Raw genomic sequence first — 19,843 nt, 5'->3', positions numbered from 1 at the left:
GCCAAGGCACCGGTGCCTCGACAGTGCGGACACTACGGCGGCCCGTCAGGCCACTGCGCGGAGGGCGGCGCCGCCGACGCGGACTGTCCCGATGCCGTCGGCGGTCAGCGGGTCGACCCGGACACGCCAGGTGCGGCCGTCGTCGGCGCGGACGGTCACCGTCCCGCCGGTCGCGGTGTCGACGGTGCCGGTGACGCTCGCGTCACCGGCGAGCCGGTCGTGGTCGAGGACGACCCGGGAGCCGTTGCGGGCGTAGTCGACCCGGCCTCCGCGCAGGCCGGCGTCGGTGCGGCCGTCGACGACGTCGTACCGGGCGGCGGCGTCCCACACGGCCTGCCAGGCGAGGCTGGCGGCGCGCCGGGCCGGGCCGTCGGCGCTGCCGGAGACGACGCCGGCGGGCGTGCTCGTGCCGAGCGTGGTCGGGAACTGTGCCCGGAGCACGAGCGGCGCGATGCCGGCGAGGCAGGCGGGGCCGGGCGCGACGAGGGTGCGGACGAAGCGCCGTACGGCCTGGGCGCCGCACGTGCTCTGCGCGTCCTCGAGCGCGACGAGGTGGGGGTTGTTCGCCGCCTCGAGCACGGTCGCGGACCGGCCGATCTGCCGTGCGACGTGCCGCGCACCGAGGTCCGGTGTGAGCGAGTCGACCTCTCCGGTGAGGACGAGGACGGGCACGCCGGCCGGGTCGAGGGGCGCGCCGGCGGGCACCGGCGGCTCGACGGGCCCGACGGGGGCCGGCCAGGTGAGGCAGCCGGCGTAGGTCTCGGTGTAGTCGAGGACCGAGGTCCACTCGGCCGCGGTGAAGGGCGCGAACCACGACGGGTCGGCGCCGGCGATCGCCGTCGCGAGCTGTCGCTTGCGCTCGGCGACCGGGGCGCGCAGGTCGAACAGCTGCGGGTAGTCCGAGCACGCGACGGCGAGGTAGAGCCCGTCGGAGTAGGCCCGGGCCGGGCCGGCGTAGTCGCTGTAGTCGTAGCCGATGTCCTGCGCGTAGAGCCGCAGCACCGGCAGCGGGTCGCCGGCGAGGGCGGCGCGGACGGCGGGGTCGAGCTGGCGGTAGACCTCGGCGTCGTACCCGGCGTCGTTGACGAGGTTGACCAGGGCCTGGACGTCGACGGTGGTCGGGTGGCGGGTGCCGTCGGTGCCGGGAACGAGGCCGCTCACCGGGTGCGCGCGTAGCCGGCTCGCGAGCTCGCCGATCCTTTCCCAGGAACCGGGTGGGCAGGTGGGCGAGCGACGGCAGGTCTCGTCGAACGCGCGGTGCGCGACGACCGCGGAGGTGCGGTACCAGGGGTCGAGGCCGACGGTCTCGTACGTCGAGTCGAGGGTCGCCGAGCGCAGCAGGTCGCCGTGCCGGGCGAGGAAGGCCTGGGCGAAGTACGAGCCGTACGAGTCGCCGTACAGGTCGAGGCCGGTGAGGTGCAGGTGGTCGACCACCTCGGCGACGTCGGCGACGGTGGCCGCGGTCGTGAAGAGCTGCGAGCCGTGCTGCCAGGTCCCGTCGGTCCGCTTCCAGGTGTGGTCGAGCTGGTCACCGCACGCGCCGGCGGCCTCGAGGAGGGCCGGGCGCGGGGCCGGCGGGGTGAGGGTCTGGAGCGGGCGGCAGTCGATCGCCGTCGAGCGGCCGGTGCCGCGGGCGTCGACGAGGAGCAGGTCGTGGTCGGCGTGCAGCGGGCCGAGCATGGTGAGGAAGTCGGCGGCCGTGCCGGTGCTGGGGTAGCCGGGGCCGCCCTCCATCGCGAGGACCGTGCCGGTGCTGCGGCCGGTCGCGGGGATCCACGCGTAGCCGACGGTGATGCGGGCCGACCCGGGGTCGGTGCGGTCGAGCGGGACGGCGAGCCGTCCGCACCGGGTCGGCGCGCCGGCGCCGATGTGGCAGGTCGTGAGGCCCGCGGCCGACAGGTCGGCGAGCACCGACGCCGTACGGGGCCCGGTGGTCGGGGCCGTGGGCGGCGCGGCCGACGCGGCCGCGGGGACGGTCGCCGCGAGGGCGAGGACGGCGGCGAGGGCGAGGCGGCGAGGCATCACCTTCGGCAGGCTAGGACCGCCGGCACCGCCCGGCACCCCGACTGCGGATACCGAAGCCCGTACGTCCGAGACGTCGGCGGCGTCGACCACCGACCTCTCGGACGTCCGCGGTTGTGCGGCACTGGTCCCGCACGGATGCGGACGCTAGGACAGGCGGCCGGTCGCGCTCGCCATCCCCAGCCAGGAGTGGTGGTTGCCGGCCCAGCACCAGCCGACCTTGGGGGCGCCGCGCCGCTCGCGGCCGTCGCGGCCGGTGCCGTTGCTGATCCAGATGGCAGGGGTGCGGGCGTCCAGACCCCTGGCCGTACGACGGCGAGACCCGATGGTCATGAAGCAGTAGTTGGGCTCGAGCCGGGCGGGCTCCTGCAGCAGCCACGAGATCCCCTCGCTCACGGTGAGCGGGGTGCGGCCCCGCTCGAGCACCGTCGGCAGGGCGGCGTCCGGGGTGGTGCCGCGCAGGTCGTCACCGCGGTCGATGCCGTGGACGAGGTAGAGGGGGGCGTCGGGCACGGCGACGCCGTCGATCGGCGCGAAGTCGTCGAGGTCGGTGAGGTCGACGACGACGAACCCGCCCTGGTCGCCGCGGCGCAGCAGCGGGGCCAGGCGGGTGGGCCCGACCAGGTCCGGGTGGACGACGACGAGCGCGTCGATGTACGGCGCCCCGGTGGTGACCAGCGGGGCGCCGTACGCCCGGAAGGTGTCGTCGGGAACGCCGGCGAGCGCGGGGACATCGAGGGCGACCAGTCGCTCGACCTGGTCCTCGACGGTGGGCAGGACGGGGGGCACGACGGTGGTGGTGGGGCTGGTGACAGACGGGGCGGTGGGCACGGGCGCTCCTTCGGTCGGTCGGCCAGTGCTCAACGCGGTCGACGCCGTCGTCGTTCCCAGCGTCCGGACTCAGGCGTCCGCGCTGAGGGTCGACAGGTCCTCCGACGTGGGCACGTGGATCCACCCCTCGCGCAGCGCCTGCTCCTTCTGCAGACTTTCTGGCCGTGTCGTGCGACCTGTCGCGGCCGCGCGAGCCACGAGAGCGCAGATCACGGCGTCCATGACGTGATCCGAGGTGACAGCAATGTCCTCGTGGCCGCCCCAGTCGAGCGAGAGGGCATCGTTCAGCCCATTGACGATGTGACGCCTGGCGTCGACGGCCTTCGGCCCTTTGTAGCCGGTCCCGGGGAGCTGCCACTTCTTCAGGGCGGCGGCGGGGTAGACCTCGACGACGACGTCCGACCCGTCACGACGGACGGCAGGGCGGCGCCGGGAGAGCACTGATGCCAACCTCAGCGTGGGGTGGGCGATGCGATCGGCCGACACGCTCAGCGGCGTCCCCAGCTGAGCCTTCACGATCTCCATGTCGGTCTCGCGAAGAGTCAGCGTGCGTCGCCACTTCTCCGGCTCGACCTCGGGGCGCCTCAGCTGCTGTTCGCGATGCGCGACCACGAAGTCGACGAATGCATCAGGCCAGCCCAGCGGACAGTCGACGCCGATCTTGTCGACGTCGCGGTCCAACCAGGCGGCCAGTTCCTCGTCGCCTGTCCGCGAACAGACCTCGATGACCCGCACACCTCCGTCCAGCCACAGGAGCTGGGCAGCGGCCGTGTTCTTGGGGTCGGCCGCCATGTCGATCCCGATCGTCTCCATGCAGACATCGTGCAGCGCGACGTGCGCGAACGCAGGCCACTGGCTGGCGCGCTGCACTCGGGTCGACCGGCTGTCAATGGGGCTCGCGAACGCCAGACCCACGCTCACAAAGTCTCCCGGAGGGGACCATTGACAGCCGAGCGGTCCGGGCGAACAGGCAGTGGCGCCCGCACGACGCCCCGCCCAGCACGCGGCGCCGTACGGGCAGGGCCTACCGCCTGTCGGTGCGTCCGGCGCACCCAGGCCCGGGTCGGCCGGCTGTCAAATGGGGCTCACGAGGGGCGACCCCACGCTCACGGAGCCTCCCGGGAGGGGCGATTGACAGCCGGGCGGCACGGACCAACAGGCGGTGACGCCCGTACGACGCCCCGCTGAGCACGGGGCGTCGTACGGGCAGGACCTACTGCATGTCGGTGCGTCCGCATCGTCGAGGCACCGGTGCCTCGACGGTGCGGACGTCAGGACTTGCCGGCGAGGGCGAGCCAGGTGTCGACGACGGTGTCGGGGTTGAGGGACATCGTGTCGATGTGGCGCTCCATGAGCCACGCCGCGAGGTCGGGGTGGTCGCTGGGGCCCTGGCCGCAGATGCCGACGTACTTGCCCTGCTTCTTGCACGCGGCGATGGCGAGCTCGAGCATGTGCTGCACCGCGGGGTCGCGCTCGTCGAAGCCGGCGGCGACGAGGCCGGAGTCGCGGTCGAGGCCGAGGGTCAGCTGGGTCATGTCGTTGGACCCGATGGAGAACCCGTCGAAGTGCTCGAGGAACTTCTCGGCGATGACGGCGTTGCTCGGGACCTCGCACATCATGACGACCTGCAGGCCGTTCTCGCCCCGCTTAAGCCCGTGCTCGGCGAGCAGCGCGATGACACCCTCGGCCTCGGCGAGCGTGCGGACGAAGGGGATCATCACCTTGACGTTGGTCAGGCCCATCGTGTCGCGCACGTGGCGCAGCGCCTCGGCCTCCATGGCGAAGCACTCGGCGAAGTCCGGCGAGAGGTACCGCGAGGCGCCGCGGTAGCCGATCATCGGGTTCTCCTCGTGCGGCTCGTAGCGCGGGCCGCCGACGAGGTTGGCGTACTCGTTCGATTTGAAGTCGCTCATCCGCACGATGACCGGCTTGGGGTGGAACGCCGCCGCGATCATCCCGACGCCCTCCGCGACGCGCTGGACGAAGAACTCGCGCGGCCCGGGGTAGGCCGCGACGGCCTCGTCGATCTGCGCGGCGAGGTCGGCGTCGTCGCCGGCGAGCGTCCCGGCGGCGTGGTCGAGCAGCGCCTTGGGGTGGATGCCGATCTGACGGTTGATGACGAACTCGAGCCGCGCGAGGCCGACGCCGTCGTTGGGCAGCATCGCGAAGGAGAAGGCCTGGTCGGGGGTGCCGACGTTCATCATGATGCCGACGTCGAGCTGCGGCATCGTGCCGAGGTCGGTGGTCTCGACGCGGACGTCGAGCAGGCCGTCGTACACGAAGCCGGTGTCGCCCTCGGTGCACGAGACGGTGACCTCGTGCCCGTCGGCGAGGTCCTTGGTCGCCGAGCCGGTCCCGACGACGGCGGGGATGCCGAGCTCGCGCGCGATGATCGCCGCGTGGCAGGTGCGGCCGCCGCGGTTGGTGACGATCGCGCTGGCGCGCTTCATGATCGGCTCCCAGTCGGGGTCGGTCATGTCGGCGACGAGGACCTCGCCCTCGTGGAAGTCGCGCATCTGCTCCGACGACTGCAGCACCCGTACGGCGCCCTGCCCGGCCTTCTGCCCGATGGCGCGGCCCTCGACGAGGATGCTCCGCTCGGCCTGCTTGCCGCCGATGCTGTAGCGCTCCTGGGCCGTGCCCTTGCGCGACTGCACCGTCTCCGGGCGGGCCTGGAGGACGTAGAGCTCGCCGTCGACGCCGTCCTTGCCCCACTCGATGTCCATCGGGCGGCCGTAGTGCTCCTCGATGGTGACCGCGAGCCGAGCCAGGGCCTCGACCTCGTCGTCGGTGAGCGAGAACAGGCGACGGTCGGCCTCGTCGACGTCGACGAACTCCGTGGTCCTCCCGACCGACGGGTCGTCGGTGAAGATCATCTTCGTCGCCTTCGCGCCGAGGCCGCGCTTGAGGACGGCGGGCGTGCCGTTCTTCAGGCCCGGCTTCCACACGTAGAACTCGTCGGGGTTGACCGCGCCCTGCACCACGGCCTCGCCGAGCCCGTACGACGACGTGACGAAGACGGCGTCGCGGAAGCCCGACTCGGTGTCCATCGTGAACATCACGCCGGAGGCGCCGACGTCGGAGCGCACCATCTTCTGCACGCCGGCCGAGAGGGCGACGGCGTCGTGGTCGAAGCCGTGGTGCACGCGGTAGGCGATGGCCCGGTCGTTGTAGAGCGAGGCGAAGACCTCGTGGATCGCGCGGAGCACCCCGTCGATGCCGCGGATGTTGAGGAAGGTCTCCTGCTGCCCGGCGAAGGACGCGTCGGGCAGGTCCTCGGCGGTGGCGCTGGAGCGGACCGCGAACGACGCCTCGTCCCCGGACTCGCCGGCGAGCTTCTCGTAGGCCTCACGCACCTCCTGCTCGAGCGCCGGCTGCAGCGGCTGCTCGACGATGGCGGCGCGCACGGCCTTGCCGACTCGGGCCAACTCGTCGACGTCGTCCGTGTCGAGGCCGCGCATCAGCTCGGTGATGCGACCCGACAAGCCTTCCTGGGAGACGAAATCGCGGAACGCGGACGCCGTGGTGGCGAACCCGTCGGGCACGCGGACCCCGGCCTCGGCGAGGTTGCTGATCATCTCGCCGAGGGAGGAGTTCTTGCCGCCCACCTCCTCGAGGTCCGCCATGCCGAGGGACGAGAACCAGCGGACGTTGTCGCCGGAGGACGGTGCGCTCATGAGGGACTCCTGTTCGAGGTGCCTTGCGAGGGGTGGCTCTGACGGCTCCGGGACCGCAGGGTGTGGAGGATGGTGGTGGCCATCTCCTCGACCGAGCGGGTGGTGGAGTTGACGACGGGCACACCGTGCGCCCGGTACATGGCCTCGGCGCGGCGCAGCTCGTACTGCGCCTGCTCGAGGGACGCGTAGCGCGAGCCGGGGCGGCGCTGGTTGCGCACCTCCGACAGCCGCGCGGGCGTGGACAGCATGCCGACGACCCGGTCCCCCAGGTGCCGGATCGGCGCCGGCAGGTCGGTGGTCTCGAGGTCCTCCTCGACGAGCGGGTAGTTGGCGACGAACATGCCGTGCTGCAGCGCGAGGTACATGCTCGTCGGCGTCTTCCCGCACCGCGACGGGGCGATGAGGACGATGTCGGCCTTGCTGATGTTGCGCACGCTCTGGCCGTCGTCGTGCTCGATCGTGTACTCGACCGCCGCCATCCGCGCGTTGTAGCGCTGGACGTCACCGACGCCGTGCAGCCGGGCCGCGATCCGTGCCGCCGGCTTGCCGAGGATCGCCTCGACCCGGCTGCTGTGCAGCTCGAAGAAGTCGATCATCGGGCACCGGGTGCGGTGCAGGACCTCGCGGATCTCGTCGGTCGCGGCGGTCGTGAAGGCGATGGGGGTCGTCGGGCCGTCGGCGGCCTCGTCGAGGATCGCGACGACGCGCTCGGCCTCCTCGACCGTCGTAATGAACGGGATGAGCTGCCGCTCGAAGCGCAGGTCCGGGAACTGGATGAGCATGGCGTTGCCCATCGTCTCGGCGCTGATCCCGGTGCTGTCCGACAGGAAGAACACGGGGGTCACGGCGGCGTCGTCGCTCACGCTCGCATCCTGCCCCGGCCAGGGGGTGCCGTCCACCGCCCGCCGTCTCGGGGTGAGACGTGACTCTCACCACCGTCTCACCCCTCGACGCCCGGTGCTCAGCCCTCGGGCGTGGTGGCGGGCTCCCACAGCTCGACGGGATTCCCCTCCGGGTCGTGGATCCGCGCGAAGCGGCCGACCTCCGGCCCGTCCCACGCAGGGTCGGTGACGACGTCCACCCCGGCCGCGGTCAGGGAGGCGACGAGGGCGTCCAGTCCCTCGACCCGGAGGTTGAGCATCCAGGGGCGGTCGGCGGGGAGCTGGTCGCTGCCCGCGGGGAAGGCGGCGAAGACGCTGGGGCCGGCACTCGTCTCCCACGTGCCGTACTCGCCAGTCCCGACCCCGAGGTGACGGGCGTACCAGGCGCTGAGGGCTGCGGGGTCCTGGGCGCGGAAGAAGAATCCGCCGATGCCGGTCACCGTCATGGCCGTCCTCCTCGGCCGGTCACGCCAGCAGCCCGCGGACGGCGTTCACCGCGGCAGGGTCCGGGTCGCCGTGCGCGACGAGCCAGTCGAGGACCGCGGCCGCCGACTCGAGGGTGCGGCCGTAGCCCTGGGTCATCCGGGCGACGGAGCGGGCCAGGGCGGGCCGGGACTCCTCTAGTCTCCGGGTTCCCTCGAACGGGTCGGGCAGGACCCAACCCGGCTCGTCGGGGTCGGGCTGAAGGCGGGCCACGGCGAGGACGTGGTCGACGGCGAAGACCTGGACGAAGCGCATCGCCGTCAGGCGCTCGCCGCGCAGGTCACGGTGCAGTCCCACGATGAGGTTTCCCAGGGCCTCGTCGACGTGGAAGGCGACGGTGTCCGCCGCGGTCGGGATGTTCCGCGCCTGCTCGGGAGCGGGGTAGCCGTCCCGGCGCCAGACGACCCGTGCGCCGGCGTACGACATCGTCGGCAGCTCGTCGGCGGTGAAGACGGCGTACTCGAGGAACAGTCCGTCGGGGAGGAGGGCCTTGCGACCGTGGCGGGAGTTGACGTAGCTCCACACGACCTCGCCGCCGAACCCCTCCAGCCAGCCGACGCCGGCGATGAGCCGGTCCTGTGCTGCCTCGTCGGCCGTGACGACGAAGAAGTCGATGTCGGAGTGGTCGTCGAACCGCTCGGTCTCGGTGCCGGCGCTGCCGACCCCGAGGACGGCGACGACCCCGTCGTCGTGGGCGAGGTGCTCGGCGAGCCGGTCGAGCCGCAGGAGGGTGGGGTGCACCTTCCGAAGGCTACGGTCGTCGGCATGGGTGTGCACTGGGTGGCGGCCGACCTGCCCGCCGACGACCTCGCGTCCTCGGCCGCGTTCTTCGAGGGCGTCCTCGGCATGCGCGAGGAGAGCCTGGGGCTGGACTGGGTCACCCGCTTCGTCGGCGAGGACGGCGAACGCCTGCAGGTCGTCGTCGCCGACGCCACCGCCACGGTGCGCCCGGACCTGTCGGTCAAGGTCGACGACGTCGAGCAGGCGTACGACGCCGCCCGCGCCGCCGGGCTGGAGATCCTCCACCCGCTCACGACCGAGCCGTGGGGCGTGCGCCGCTTCTTCGTCCGCGCGCCCGGCGGCGCCGTCGTCAACGTGCAGCAGTGGGAGGGCCACGCCTGAGGATCAGCCTGCGGTGCGCCACACCGAGACGTGGCTCGTGCTCTCGCCGGTGTACGGCGCCCCGGCGAAGTCCGCCGTCCGCCGCTCCAGCGTCAGGCCGGCGAGCGCGGCCATGAGGTCGAGCTCGGCGGGCCAGACGTAGCGGAAGTTGCTCGTGCCGTAGCGGAAGCGACCGTCGGTCTCGCGGGTGTAGTGGTGCGACGTGCCCTGCTGGGTGACGACGTCGTACGTGTCGAACCCGAGGTGCTCGTCGCCGACGTCGAAGGGGACGGCCTCCTGGCCGGGCGGCAGCTTCCGCAGCGGCGGCAGCCACAGCTCGACGACGAAGCGGCCTCCGGGTCGCAGGTGGCGGGCGGCGTTGGCGAAGCAGGCGACCTGCTCGGCCTGGGTGCGCAGGTTCCCGATGGTGTTGAAGACGAGGTAGACGAGCGAGAACGTGCCGCACCCAGGCGCCGTCGCGGTCGCCATGTCGCCGACGACGACGGGCAGGTCGGGGCGCTTCTCGTGCAGGCGGTCGATCATCGGCGCCGACAGCTCGATGCCGCTGACGGCGAGACCGCGCTCGGCGAGCGGGATCGCGACCCGACCCGTGTCCACCGCGAGCTCGAGGACCGACCCGCCCTCGGCCAGCCCCTCGAGCAGGTCGAGGGTGGGGCCAAGGGCCTGCGGCGTCGAGAGGTCGGCGCACGCGTCGTCGTACGTGCGCGCGTCCTCCTCGTCCCACAGGTCGCTGCTCGGGGCGGGCGGGGTGGTCACCGGACCCTCCCCCGCGGCGACCCGCGCGACGAGCGCCTCCAGCCGCTCGAGGTCGGCGGCGACGAGGACCGCGTCGGCGGCGACCTCCGCCTCGGGCCGCCCGAGCGGGCGGAGGGTGAAGACGAGCTCGGCGCCGTCGGGGTGCGGCAGCACCCGCAGCGGGTTGGCGACGACGGTCCCGTCGGGGAGGGTGACGTCGTGGTCGAGGACGCCGTACGCGTTGAGCGGCGCGAAGCGCACCTGCACCCGGCCCATCGGCGAGTCGAGGACGAGCCGGTCGCCGTCGCGCGTGAGGTCGCCCTCGGCGAGCCCGTGCGCCCAGTGCGGGAGCAGGTCGAGGTCGCGGGCGACGCCGTACACCTCCCCCGCGGTGCGGCCGGGCAGGACGCGGCTGACGTGGGTGCTGGTCACCCGCCCACTGTGCCGGTGACCGGGATCGGGCGCTCGCGCTTTTCCCGGCGGGCGGTGCGCGCTGCGAGCACCCGCGGGCCCACCACGACGACGGCGACCCCGACCAGCAGCAGCGCCCCACCGACGAACGACGCCGCGACCGGACGCTCGTCGAGGACGAGCCAGCCGGCGAAGAGCCCGACGACGGGGACGAGCAGCGTGAACGGCGCGACGCTCGCGGCGGGGTAGCGCCCGAGGAGGCCGTTCCAGATCGTGTAGCCGACGAGCGAGGCGAGCACGACGGTGTAGGCGGTCGAGAGGACGGCGGCGAGACCGACGTGGGTGAGCGCCGTGCCGATCGCCGCCGGCCCGTCGAGCAGGAGCGACAGCGCGAGCAGCGGGACGGGGACGAAGACGCTCCCCCACACGGTGAGCCCGAGGCCGGAGGCGCCGGCGCAGCGGCGGGCGGCGACGTTGCCGGCGCCCCAGCAGGCCGCGGCCCCGAGGCAGAGGAGCAGGCCGGTCAGCGGGGTGGCGCCCGAGCGGCCGAGGGCGACGACGACGAGGCCGACGAGCGCGACGACGAGACCGCCGACCTGGACCGGGCGCGGCTTCTCGCGCAGCACGAGCGCGGCGATGACGACGGTGAAGAGGGCCTGGGCCTGCAGGACCAGCGAGGCCAGGCCCGAGGCGAGACCGGCCGCGAGCGCCGAGTAGAGGAACCCGAACTGCCCGGCCGACATCAGCAGCCCGACGGCGGCGAGGTCGCGCCAGCGGATGGCCGGGCGCTTGACGAAGGGCAGCGCGAGGCAGACGGCGGCGAAGCGGATCGCCGCGAAGAGCAGCGGCGGCATCCCGGGCAGGCCCTCGTGGATGACGACGAAGTTGACGCCCCAGATGAGGACGACCAGGAGCGCGAGACCGACGTGTCGAGGAGCCACCCGACGATGACACCGTACGGCGGCCCGTCAGTCCAGCGACATCTTCTCGGTGAGATTCGGTAGCGTGGCTACATGGTCGATGTCGGGGCGCTGCGCTCGCTCGTCACCCTGGAGTCCACCGGCACCGTCGCCGCGACCGCCGACTCCCTCGGCTTCACCCCGTCGGCCGTCTCGCAGCAGCTGCGCCGGCTCGAGCGCGAGCTCGGGGTGGAGCTGACCGAGCGGGTCGGGCGCGGCGTCGTCCTCACCGAGGCCGGCCGGCTCGCGGCCGCGCGGGCGCACGCCCTGCTCGATGACCTCGACTCCTTCCGCGCCGACGTCGGCACGGTCCACCGGCTGCAGGGGCGGGTGTCGCTGGCGACGTTCTCCACCGGCGAGCGGGCCATCGTCGCGCCGGCGACGGCGCGGCTGCGGGAGAGCGCGCCGGACCTCGAGCTGCACGTCATCGAGCGCGACCCGCCCCAGGCCACCGAGGCCCTCGAGCGCGGCGAGGTCGACCTCGCGCTGCTCCACTCGTGGGTCGGGCTGCCCGCCCACCTGCCGCCGCAGGTCTCGACCCGGCTCGTCGGGGAGGACGTCGCCGACGTCGTCCTCCCGGCCGGCCACCCACTCGCCGCCCGTTCGTCGGTCACCCCGGCCGACCTCGCCGACGAGATCTGGTCCTCGGTCCACACCGGGTCGGTCTGCCACCAGTGGCTGCTGCAGATGTTCGCCCGGCTCGGCCGGGCACCGGTCGCCCGCTACTGGTCGAGCGAGTTCGCCTCGCAGATCGCGTACGTCGCCGCTGGGTCGGCGGTCGCGCTCATCCCCCGGCTCGGGCGGGGGCCGCTGCCGGACGGGGTGGTCGCGGTCCCGGTCGAGGAGCCGGTGCCGCGCCGGCCCGTGGTCCTCGCGTGGCGCACGGCCCGCGAGCGCGACCCCCTGCTGCGGCACCTGCGGGCGACGCTCGCCGAGGTGGGCGAGGAGGTCCTCGGCCCGCGCTGACTCAGCGGCGGCGCAGCAGCAGGACGCCGTCCTTGACCGGGAAGACGCTTCCCGAGCCGCGCGGGTCGGACGCCTCGCGGCGTCGGACCTCGGCGGTCACGACCTCCCACGCGTCGAGGTCGAGGCCGAGCTGCGGGAGCTCGACCGACGGCGGGGGCATCTCCGGGATCTCGAGGCGCTCCCCGTCCTCACCGGCGCCGGTCCACGGCGGCATGTCGTCCGCGCTCTCGAAGACGTGCGTGACGAGCAGCAGGTGCCCGCCCGGGCGGACCCAGCCGGCGGCCCGACGCACGATGGCACCACGCTCCAGAGCGACCGGCGAGTGCAGGAATGACGCGGTGACGAGGTCGACCTCCTCGCCCGGACCGTCCCAGGTGGCGAGGTCGTGGGCCACCCAGGTCGTGCGGTCGGCGACGCCGCGGTCCTGCGCGCCGGCGGCCCCGCGGGCGACCGCGGTCGGCGAGAGGTCGACGGCCGTGACCCGCCAGCCCTGCTCGGCCAGCCAGACCGCGTCGCCCCCCTCGCCGCAGCCGAGGTCGACCGCAGTGCCGCCGTCGGGCCGGGGCAGGGTCGCGACGACGTCGGCGGTCGTCGCGTTGACCCGGCCGGACCAGACCTTCTCGGAGCCGGCGTACCGGTCCTCCCAGAAGGTCGCCGGGTCGGTGTCCGGGTCGACCGCGGGCGGCGCCGGGTGGTCGTGCCGGTCGGGGTGCTCGTGCGCGTGGTGGGCCATGCCACCAGGGTGACGGCGGATCGCCGTACGGGCACCAGGTCTTGCGGTTCTGGCAAGAACCGCGAATCGGATTCGGCCTGCTCGGCTCGGGTCATGACCCGAGCCGAGTCGACCGAATCCGATTCGGGTGGACTCAGGCCAGGCGCTGGGCGAGCGAGACGACCACGCCCTCGGGGCCGCGGACGTAGGCCATCCGCCAGGTGCCCTCGTACTCGCCGATGCCGCCGACGAGGCCGTAGCCGTCGGTGGCGAGCTGCTCGACGAGGGCAGGCACGTCGTCGACCTCGAAGGCGACGTTGCGCAGCCCGACGTGGTTGGCCATCGCGTCGGGCTGACCGGGCAGCAGGTCGGGGTGGTGGAAGGTCGACAGCTCGAGGCAGGTGTCGCCGCCCGGGGCGCGGAGCATGACGATCTCGGCGCGCGAGCCGGGGATGCCGGTGACGACGTCGATGAACTCGCCCTCGATCGGCTGCGGGCCACCGACGTGCTCGAGCCCGAGGCGGAGGAAGAAGTCGACGGCGCGCGGCAGGTCCGCGACGGTGATCCCGACGTGGTCGAAGCGGCGGATGGCGGTCATCCCCCTACGACACCACGGCGCCGTACGGAGCGGTGGCTCCCGTACGGCGCCGCGCCGAGCGGTCCGCGCTCAGTGCTCGTCCGTGGAGCGCGAGTCGGTGAGGGTGAGCGCGCCGTACCCGGCGACGAGGCCGACGAGGACGGCCAGGACGGCGTACGTCACGCGCTCGCCGTGGAAGAACGACGCGACGAGCGCGGCGCTCCAGGTGCCGACGGGCAGGACCTGGGTGACGAGGACGGCGAGGAGCGTGCCGACGACGGCGGTGCCGACGCTGGTGCCGACCTCCTGGGCGGTGTCGTTGAGGGCGGTGCCGAGGGAGGTGCGGTTGGCCGGCATCGCGTCGACGAGCGCGACCGCGCAGGTCGTCATGACGACCCGCAGCCCCGCGGTCATCGCGACCATGCCGACGGCGATGGCGACGTACCCGTGGTCGACGGCCCACGCCAGCTCGGCGAGGCCGCCGGCCAGGAGGCCCGCGCCGACGAGGCAGGCCACCCGGTGGCCGAACCGGCCGACGAGCGTCTCGGCCAAGGGGGTGAAGACGAGCATCGAGGCGATGAACGGCAGGTTGGCCAGCCCGGCGCGGACCGGGCTCCAGCCGTAGGCGTACTGGAAGTGCAGGATCAGGCCGAACATCACGGCTGCGAGGGCGATCGACGTGCCGACCTGGGCGATGACGGCGCCGCGGACGGTCCCGGAGGTGAACACGCCGAGGTCGAGCATCGGCTGGTCGGTGCGGCGCTCGTGCCGCACGAAGGCGAGCCCGGCGAGGACGGCCCCGAGCGCCGACAGCCAGGTGACAGGCGCGCCCCAGCCGTGGTCGACGCCGCTCGTCGCGGTCCAGCACGCAAGGCCGATGGTGGCGATCGAGAGCAGCGCGCCGGGCAGGTCGAGCCGGTCGCTCGTCAGGCCGTCCGGGTCGTCGGCGGCGACCCCGAGCCGGACGCCGACGACGGCGAGCAGCGCGATGGGCGCGTTGACGAGCAGCAGCCACTGCCAGCCGACGTGGGCGAGCGCGGTGCCGCCGAGGAGCGGGCCGAGGACGAAGCCGCTCATGCCGACGACGATCATCACGGTCATCGCCCGCATCCGCAGGGCCTGGTCCTCGAAGAGCCGGAAGACGAGCGAGTTGGTGATCGGCGCCATCATCGCGGCGGCGACGCCGAGGGCCGCGCGCAGCGCGATGAGCTCGCCGGTGGAGCGGACGGCGACGACGGCGAGGCTCAGCGTGCCGAAGACCGCGAGCCCGACGAGCAGCACCCGGCGGCGGCCGAGCCGGTCGGCGGCGGAGCCGGCGGTGAGCAGCAGCCCGCCGAAGGTCAGCGAGTAGGCGCCGGTGACCCACTGCAGCGCCGTCGTGCCGCCGCCGAGGTCCCGGCCGATGGTCGGCAGCGCGATGGACAGCAGCGTGTTGTCGACCATCTCGACGAAGAAGGCCAGGCAGAGGGCGGCGAGCGGGACCCACGCGGCGCGCAGGGACGAGTAGGTGCGGGGCGGCGACGGGGCGGCCGGTGCGCCGGTGGTGGTGGCGGTGGTCGTCATGGCGGGACCTCCTTCGGGTATCGAACGTCGTTCGACTATCGAACGCCGTTCGAAATATAGAACGGCGTTCGGTCTACGCGCAAGCGTCTGGTGGAATGGGGTCGTGCCCACCCCCCGTCGCCGTTCCGAGCCCGCGCCCTCCCGCGCCGGTCGTGGCGCCGGGCGGGGCGCCGTACGGCGTCGTGCGTCGCACTCGCTGGAGGCGGTCGTCGAGGCGACCGTCGCGATCCTCGACGAGGAGGGGGAGGCGGCCCTGACCTTCCGCTCGCTGGCGGCACGGCTGGGCGGCGGCGTCGGGAGCATCTACTGGTACGTCTCGAGCAAGGACGAGCTGCTCGACCGGGCCTCCGACCACGTCCTCGCCGGGGTGCTCGAGCGACCGGACACCCACGTCGACGGGGACGACCCGCTCGCCGACCTGCGCGCCCTGGCCATCGTCCTGTTCGACGTCGTCGCCGAGCGGCACTGGCTGGCGGCGTACTTCATGCGCAACACGGCCGCCCAGCCCAACGCGCTGCGCGTCTTCGAGCGGATGGGCCAGCACGTGATGCGGCTCGGACTCGGCCCGAAGCGGACCTTCGACGCGGTGTCGGCCGTCCTCGGCTTCGTCATCGGCACGGGCGCCGACCTCGCGACCCAGCCGCCCCCCGAGGTGCTCGACGGCTCGCTGGACCGGGACCAGTTCATGCACCGGGTGGTCGAGGAGTGGGAGGCGCTGGACCCGGGCGAGTTCCCGTTCCTGCACTCGATCCTGCCGGTCTTCGCCGAGCACGACGACCGGGAGCAGTTCGTCGCGGGGCTGGACCTTCTGCTCGCCGGGCTGCGGCAGCAGGCGGGCTGAGACGCCGCCGTACGGCGCCTGGCGGGGTCAATCTCCGAGAAGGGCCAGCGGGACGACCGCGACTCCGTCGCGACGCCGGTAGGCCGTCGCCCCAGTGGTGAGCACGACGCAGTCGACGACGTCCGGGTGCTGGTCCCTCAGCCACCGCAGGTGGCGGACGTCGTGGTCCGCGACCGTCGCTGAGAGCTTGACCTCGATCGCGACGACCTGGCCGTCAGGGCCCTCCACCACCATGTCGATCTCGTGATCGCCGTTGCCCGTCCGTAGATGCCCGACGCGGCTCTCTGCTGACTGGGCCGCGACCCGCACCGACAAGGTGGCGAGGGACTCGAACAACGGCCCGGCCATCGCGGCACCGCGCGGGGCAGTGAGGGACTCGGCCGAGAGGCCGAGCAGCCGGGCTGCGAGGGCGGGGTCGGCGAGCTGGTGCTTGGGTGCCTGCTGCAGCCGGGCGAGGCCTCCCCGGCGCGGACTCCATCCGGGGACGGGGTCGAGCAACCACAGGGAGGTGAGGTGGTCCCGGTAGGCGATGGTGGTCGTCTTGGCCGGCTGCGCACCGTCACCGGCCGTGGTGGCGTCCAGCAGTCGGGAGTACGACGCGGTGGTCGATGACGCGGCCGCGTAGGCCTGCAGCCACCGGCGGAGCGTCTCTGGTCGACGGACTGCGAAGCCGTGGTCGGGCAGGTCACGGTCGACGACCCGCTGGAGGTACGAGTCCAACAGCGACCTCCGCAGTCTCGGTGGGGCGCTCCGGATGGCAGGGAAGCCGCTCTCCTCGACCGCTGTCAGGTAGTCCGCCAGACGGAGCTCGGTCGTGCCCTCGACGAGCGCCGATCCGGCGAGCAGCGCGGCCAGGGACACCGTCGGGGTCGCGCGACGACGCTCGTGCAGGGCCATGGGCCGCATTCGCAACGAGAGCACCCGCCCTGCGCCGCTGTGGGTGTCTGTCCCGGCAACCGGGGTCGCGCTCCCGGTCAGCAGGTAGCGGCCGGGTGGTGCACCGGCATCGACGTGGCGCCGGACGACGTCCCACACCGGCGGCAGCCGCTGCCACTCGTCGACGAGGACCGGGCCCTCACTCTGAGTGATGAGTCGGGGGTCCGCCTCCAGCACGCCACGCTCCGACGGGTCGTCCAGCGACCACACGCGCCGAGCCCGCCGCAGTGCGGTCGCGGTCTTCCCCACGCCTTTGGGACCGTCGAGGGCGATGGCCGGCGCGAGCGGACACAGTTCGTCGAGTTCCCGGTCGACGCTGCGACGCCAGTACTCCACAGTGTCACACTACTTTGAACAGGTCATCTACGCTACCTTTAGCAGGTTTTCCACACGACCATCAGCCGCTTTGCTTGTGGCTGCCGCACGTCCGACGAGGAGGGTGCGATCATTCGCGATCCGTTCACGCACCCTCGGCGACCTGCTTGAGCTGCCGCAGCCCGCGCTCGAGGTCAGGCCCGAGCAGCGAGTCCATGCTCTTGACCTTGGCGAACAGGCCCGCGATGGTGCCGAGCTCGCCGACCAGCCGCCAGACGACCTCGGTGCCGCCGTCCTCACGCGGGGTGAGGTGCAGCTCGACCCTGCTGCGCGACGGGAAGGGGCGGGTGAAGGCGAGCGCGACGTCGACCCGGTGCGGGGTGTCACCGGTGATGTCCATCGTCCCCGCGCCGGCCTTGCGGTTGCCCTCCCAGGCGTAGTGCGCGCCGACGCCTGAGGAGGGATCGGAGTAGGTGCGGCGCAGGTTGTCGTCGAGCCCCTCCCACGGCGACCAGCGCTGCCACTGGCGGAAGTCCGCGACGAAGGGGTGCAGCCGGTCCGGGGTCGCGGTGGTCGTCGTCCGGCGCTCGACGGTGTAGGGCGTGGCCATCCGCCCAGTGTGGCGGTGGCGAGGGTCGGCGTGGTCGGCTCGACGACCACCAGTCCGAGTCCGGTTCGTGCCGCCGCAGCGGGGACGAACCGGACTCGACGTCGTCGGCAGGACCAGGTGGACCCTCCCGTCGCGGGACGGCTTACCGTCGAGATCATGAGCACCTTCCCGTCGTCGACGCCGGCCCTCGACCCGACCGGCTCCCCCGAGGTCGACGCCTGCCTGCGGGGTCTGACCCACCCGGACAAGGACGTGCGCCAGCGGGCGGCGCTAGCATCGGGCACCCTCGGCGACCCGGCGGCGGCCCCGGGTGTCGTCACCCGGCTGCGCGACGAGCCCGACGACTTCGTCCGCGAGTCGCTCACCTGGGCCACGACGCGGATGCCCGAGGCGGCCCGGCCGCTCGTCGAGGACCTCGTCCGCTCCGGCGACCCGGTCGTGCGACTGCGCGCCTTCCACGCCCTGGGCAAGATCGGCTCGTCGGCGAGCGTGCCGGTGCTCGCCGAGCACACCGGCGACCCGGACCCGCGCGTCGCAGCGAAGGCCCGCTCCTCGCTCGCGCGGATCGGCGACCCCGCGTCGGTCGGCCTGCTCACCCGCCACCTCGCGCAGGGGTCGGACGCCGAGCAGGGTCAGCTGACCCTCGACCTCGCGTCGTACGGCGAGGCGGCGGTGCCCGAGCTGGTGCGGGTGCTGGCCGACGCCTCTCCTGTACGGCGCCGCCACGCCGCCGACGTCCTCGGGCACCTCGGTGAACCGGCCGCCGCCGCGGCTCCGGCGCTCGTCGGGCTGCTGTCCGACGAGGACGACGAGGTCCGGGTCGCCGCCGGTACGGCGCTGTTCGAGCTGGGCCCGGTCGGGCGGGAGGCCCTGGCGGGGTACGACGGGCCGGACGCGCGCGTGGGAGCGCTCGCCCGTCGAGCGGCCGAGACGGCCGAGTAGCCGGTCAGTCCGCGGCCGGCGGCGTGCGGATCATCCACCGGCCGGGCTCGGGCAACGGGGTGAAGCCGACCTTGGCGTAGACGCCGTGCGCGTCGAACGTCGACAGCACCACGCGTCCGAGTCCCATCGGCTCGAGCGCGTCCAGGGCGGACCGGACGAGCAGGCCACCGACCCCGCGGCCGCGGTGGGCCGGGTCGACGTAGACGTCGCAGAGCCAGCCGAACGTGGCCCGGTCGGTGACGACGCGTGCGTACGCGCACAGGGCGCCGGCCCGGTCGAGGACGCCGACGTTGAGGCTGTTCCGCGCGGCGGTCTCCACCGTCTCGCGGGACCGCCCGAGCGCCCAGTAGGCGTCGGTCGACAGCCAGCGGTGGACGACGTCGAGGTCGATGCGGTCCAGGTCGGTGGTGACGCCGTACGGCGTCGTGTCGTCCGGCACGCTCAGCAGGTTAGCTCGACAAGCGTGCACTCCTGAGCCACCCTCAGGATAACTTTACGGAAGAACGTTATCTTAGGCCGAGGATGGACGTCCGGTAAAAAATCGGGTCTGACGCCAGTTCGCTCGAGCGCGATATTGTCGAGCAAGTTGGAGTGGGCCTTGCTAATAAGCTGCAGAACTACTGTTGGCCACCGCGCTGGCCCAGCGCACGACCTCCAAGAGCAGCCGCTCCAATCGCTACTATTCCGCCTGCAACTGAAACGACTCTTCCCAAGGTGCTATCGAGAAAGCGCTTGTTTTCGCTGTCCTTTTCAAACTGCCTACGACCCGTTTCCTGAATCTGTTCCACGATCCACTTGCGCTGATCCCACGTCATGTCGTCTCTATCGAGCTCCGTCATCAGCATAGAACGAATCTCTCGGTATGCGTCATGAACGTGCAGACTGCTTTCATTATTGGCTTCAATCGTGGAATCATGAGCATTCCCGAGAGCGTCAATCGCACCAGCAGCAAAGTCTTTGAAACTTGGAAACTGCTCAATGACCTTAAGTGCGACGTCAGTCTGCATGTCCGGCATCATTGCCATGAAACGAAGCATTTTGTCCTTTGACAACTCACGCCAGTTGTCGATGCCTAGCTGTCGTCGGATCTCAAGATCGCTGGTGTAGTCCATGCCCGCCCGCCCGTATCCCGATGATCCATGAACCATACTCCGAGATAGTGCGCTCCTGTCGCCCGATATGTGTGTCGGCCGAAGTGGCTCAGTCGCTGACGTGGGGACGCTGTCCACATGTGCACCCGGCTGGGCCTACGAACAGAGG

20 protein-coding genes are annotated in these 19,843 nt (G+C 72.6%); 4 read left to right on the top strand and 16 right to left on the bottom strand.

Annotated elements, in window-relative coordinates; all coding sequences use genetic code 11:
• Positions 1–45 precede the first annotated feature (45 nt).
• The 7 genes from FB458_RS07535 to FB458_RS07505 form a co-directional block, all read right to left on the bottom strand.
• On the bottom strand, positions 46–2,022 hold the full coding sequence (locus tag FB458_RS07535) for an alpha/beta hydrolase (RefSeq protein ID WP_246061511.1): 1,977 nt from the start codon (positions 2,020–2,022) through the stop codon (positions 46–48).
• Between the two features lie 147 nt (positions 2,023–2,169).
• On the bottom strand, positions 2,170–2,853 hold the full coding sequence (locus FB458_RS07530; protein WP_141847947.1) for a DUF5701 family protein: 684 nt from the start codon (positions 2,851–2,853) through the stop codon (positions 2,170–2,172).
• A 69-nt stretch (positions 2,854–2,922) separates the two neighbouring features.
• Positions 2,923–3,768, bottom strand: coding sequence for a DUF429 domain-containing protein (locus tag FB458_RS07525; protein WP_141847946.1), 846 nt, complete (start codon positions 3,766–3,768; stop codon positions 2,923–2,925).
• 356 nt (positions 3,769–4,124) lie between these two features.
• Entirely contained in the window at positions 4,125–6,530 is a 2,406-nt protein-coding gene (gene ppsA, locus FB458_RS07520; RefSeq protein WP_141847945.1) for a phosphoenolpyruvate synthase, read from the bottom strand.
• Positions 6,527–7,393, bottom strand: a complete 867-nt coding sequence (locus FB458_RS07515; RefSeq protein WP_141847944.1) for a pyruvate, water dikinase regulatory protein — start codon at positions 7,391–7,393, stop codon at positions 6,527–6,529. The genes ppsA and FB458_RS07515 overlap by 4 nt, the downstream gene beginning before the upstream one ends.
• 98 nt (positions 7,394–7,491) lie before the next feature.
• Positions 7,492–7,857 carry a VOC family protein gene (locus tag FB458_RS07510; protein WP_141847943.1) on the bottom strand — a complete coding sequence of 122 codons (366 nt, stop codon included), beginning with the start codon at positions 7,855–7,857 and terminating at the stop codon, positions 7,492–7,494.
• Between the two features lie 19 nt (positions 7,858–7,876).
• Positions 7,877–8,635: a hypothetical protein gene (locus FB458_RS07505; protein ID WP_141847942.1), complete on the bottom strand. Its 759-nt coding sequence runs from the start codon at positions 8,633–8,635 to the stop codon at positions 7,877–7,879.
• A gap of 24 nt (positions 8,636–8,659) precedes the next feature.
• On the opposite strand from FB458_RS07505, the gene FB458_RS07500 reads away from it, so the two are divergent.
• Complete coding sequence (locus FB458_RS07500) at positions 8,660–9,016, top strand: VOC family protein (protein WP_141847941.1); 357 nt, start codon at positions 8,660–8,662, stop codon at positions 9,014–9,016.
• Between the two features lie 3 nt (positions 9,017–9,019).
• Here the strand turns inward: FB458_RS07500 and FB458_RS22125 are convergent, their stop codons facing one another.
• Positions 9,020–10,183 (bottom strand): class I SAM-dependent DNA methyltransferase, encoded by a 1,164-nt coding sequence (locus tag FB458_RS22125; RefSeq protein WP_342778033.1) that lies wholly within the window; start codon positions 10,181–10,183, stop codon positions 9,020–9,022.
• Positions 10,180–11,103, bottom strand: a complete 924-nt coding sequence (locus FB458_RS07490) for an EamA family transporter (protein ID WP_141847940.1) — start codon at positions 11,101–11,103, stop codon at positions 10,180–10,182. The genes FB458_RS22125 and FB458_RS07490 overlap by 4 nt, the downstream gene beginning before the upstream one ends.
• Positions 11,104–11,175: 72 nt before the next feature.
• Here FB458_RS07490 and FB458_RS07485 point away from each other — a divergent pair, with 72 nt between their 5' ends.
• Positions 11,176–12,087 (top strand): LysR family transcriptional regulator, encoded by a 912-nt coding sequence (locus FB458_RS07485; RefSeq protein ID WP_141847939.1) that lies wholly within the window; start codon positions 11,176–11,178, stop codon positions 12,085–12,087.
• 1 nt (position 12,088) lies between these two features.
• Here FB458_RS07485 and FB458_RS07480 read toward each other — a convergent pair whose 3' ends face one another.
• The 3 genes from FB458_RS07480 to FB458_RS07470 form a co-directional block, all read right to left on the bottom strand.
• Entirely contained in the window at positions 12,089–12,820 is a 732-nt protein-coding gene (locus FB458_RS07480; RefSeq protein WP_141847938.1) for a class I SAM-dependent methyltransferase, read from the bottom strand.
• 133 nt (positions 12,821–12,953) lie between these two features.
• A complete protein-coding gene (locus FB458_RS07475; RefSeq protein WP_141847937.1) occupies positions 12,954–13,397 on the bottom strand; it encodes a VOC family protein in 444 nt (147 codons plus the stop codon).
• Between the two features lie 69 nt (positions 13,398–13,466).
• On the bottom strand, positions 13,467–14,939 hold the full coding sequence (locus FB458_RS07470; protein ID WP_141847936.1) for an MFS transporter: 1,473 nt from the start codon (positions 14,937–14,939) through the stop codon (positions 13,467–13,469).
• A gap of 103 nt (positions 14,940–15,042) precedes the next feature.
• On the opposite strand from FB458_RS07470, the gene FB458_RS07465 reads away from it, so the two are divergent.
• Entirely contained in the window at positions 15,043–15,780 is a 738-nt protein-coding gene (locus FB458_RS07465; protein ID WP_246061110.1) for a TetR/AcrR family transcriptional regulator, read from the top strand.
• 27 nt (positions 15,781–15,807) lie between these two features.
• On the opposite strand, the gene FB458_RS07460 is transcribed toward FB458_RS07465, so the two are convergent.
• A complete protein-coding gene (locus FB458_RS07460; RefSeq protein ID WP_141847934.1) occupies positions 15,808–17,052 on the bottom strand; it encodes an ATP-binding protein in 1,245 nt (414 codons plus the stop codon).
• A 124-nt stretch (positions 17,053–17,176) separates the two neighbouring features.
• Entirely contained in the window at positions 17,177–17,641 is a 465-nt protein-coding gene (locus tag FB458_RS07455; RefSeq protein ID WP_141847933.1) for an SRPBCC family protein, read from the bottom strand.
• 156 nt (positions 17,642–17,797) lie between these two features.
• On the opposite strand from FB458_RS07455, the gene FB458_RS07450 reads away from it, so the two are divergent.
• Positions 17,798–18,583, top strand: a complete 786-nt coding sequence (locus FB458_RS07450; RefSeq protein ID WP_141847932.1) for a HEAT repeat domain-containing protein — start codon at positions 17,798–17,800, stop codon at positions 18,581–18,583.
• A 4-nt stretch (positions 18,584–18,587) separates the two neighbouring features.
• On the opposite strand, the gene FB458_RS07445 is transcribed toward FB458_RS07450, so the two are convergent.
• Together FB458_RS07445 and FB458_RS07440 are read right to left on the bottom strand one after the other, a co-directional pair.
• Positions 18,588–19,022 (bottom strand): GNAT family N-acetyltransferase, encoded by a 435-nt coding sequence (locus FB458_RS07445; RefSeq protein WP_211355960.1) that lies wholly within the window; start codon positions 19,020–19,022, stop codon positions 18,588–18,590.
• 178 nt (positions 19,023–19,200) lie between these two features.
• Positions 19,201–19,695, bottom strand: a complete 495-nt coding sequence (locus FB458_RS07440) for a hypothetical protein (protein ID WP_141847931.1) — start codon at positions 19,693–19,695, stop codon at positions 19,201–19,203.
• Positions 19,696–19,843 lie beyond the last annotated feature (148 nt).

Source organism: Lapillicoccus jejuensis (assembly GCF_006715055.1).
GTDB lineage: Bacteria > Actinomycetota > Actinomycetes > Actinomycetales > Dermatophilaceae > Lapillicoccus > Lapillicoccus jejuensis.
Note: the sequence above shows the minus strand (reverse complement) of the source record. Positions and strands in the feature narration are given on the sequence as shown.

Coding starts and splice junctions, on each gene's coding strand:
- FB458_RS07535 (WP_246061511.1), bottom strand. CDS start 2,022: ATGCCTCGCCGCCTCGCCCTCGCCGCCGTCCTCGCCCTCGCGGCGACC.
- ppsA (WP_141847945.1), bottom strand. CDS start 6,530: ATGAGCGCACCGTCCTCCGGCGACAACGTCCGCTGGTTCTCGTCCCTC.
- FB458_RS07510 (WP_141847943.1), bottom strand. CDS start 7,857: ATGACGGTGACCGGCATCGGCGGATTCTTCTTCCGCGCCCAGGACCCC.
- FB458_RS07500 (WP_141847941.1), top strand. CDS start 8,660: ATGGGTGTGCACTGGGTGGCGGCCGACCTGCCCGCCGACGACCTCGCG.
- FB458_RS07485 (WP_141847939.1), top strand. CDS start 11,176: ATGGTCGATGTCGGGGCGCTGCGCTCGCTCGTCACCCTGGAGTCCACC.
- FB458_RS07480 (WP_141847938.1), bottom strand. CDS start 12,820: ATGGCCCACCACGCGCACGAGCACCCCGACCGGCACGACCACCCGGCG.
- FB458_RS07475 (WP_141847937.1), bottom strand. CDS start 13,397: ATGACCGCCATCCGCCGCTTCGACCACGTCGGGATCACCGTCGCGGAC.
- FB458_RS07470 (WP_141847936.1), bottom strand. CDS start 14,939: ATGACGACCACCGCCACCACCACCGGCGCACCGGCCGCCCCGTCGCCG.
- FB458_RS07455 (WP_141847933.1), bottom strand. CDS start 17,641: ATGGCCACGCCCTACACCGTCGAGCGCCGGACGACGACCACCGCGACC.
- FB458_RS07450 (WP_141847932.1), top strand. CDS start 17,798: ATGAGCACCTTCCCGTCGTCGACGCCGGCCCTCGACCCGACCGGCTCC.
- FB458_RS07440 (WP_141847931.1), bottom strand. CDS start 19,695: ATGGACTACACCAGCGATCTTGAGATCCGACGACAGCTAGGCATCGAC.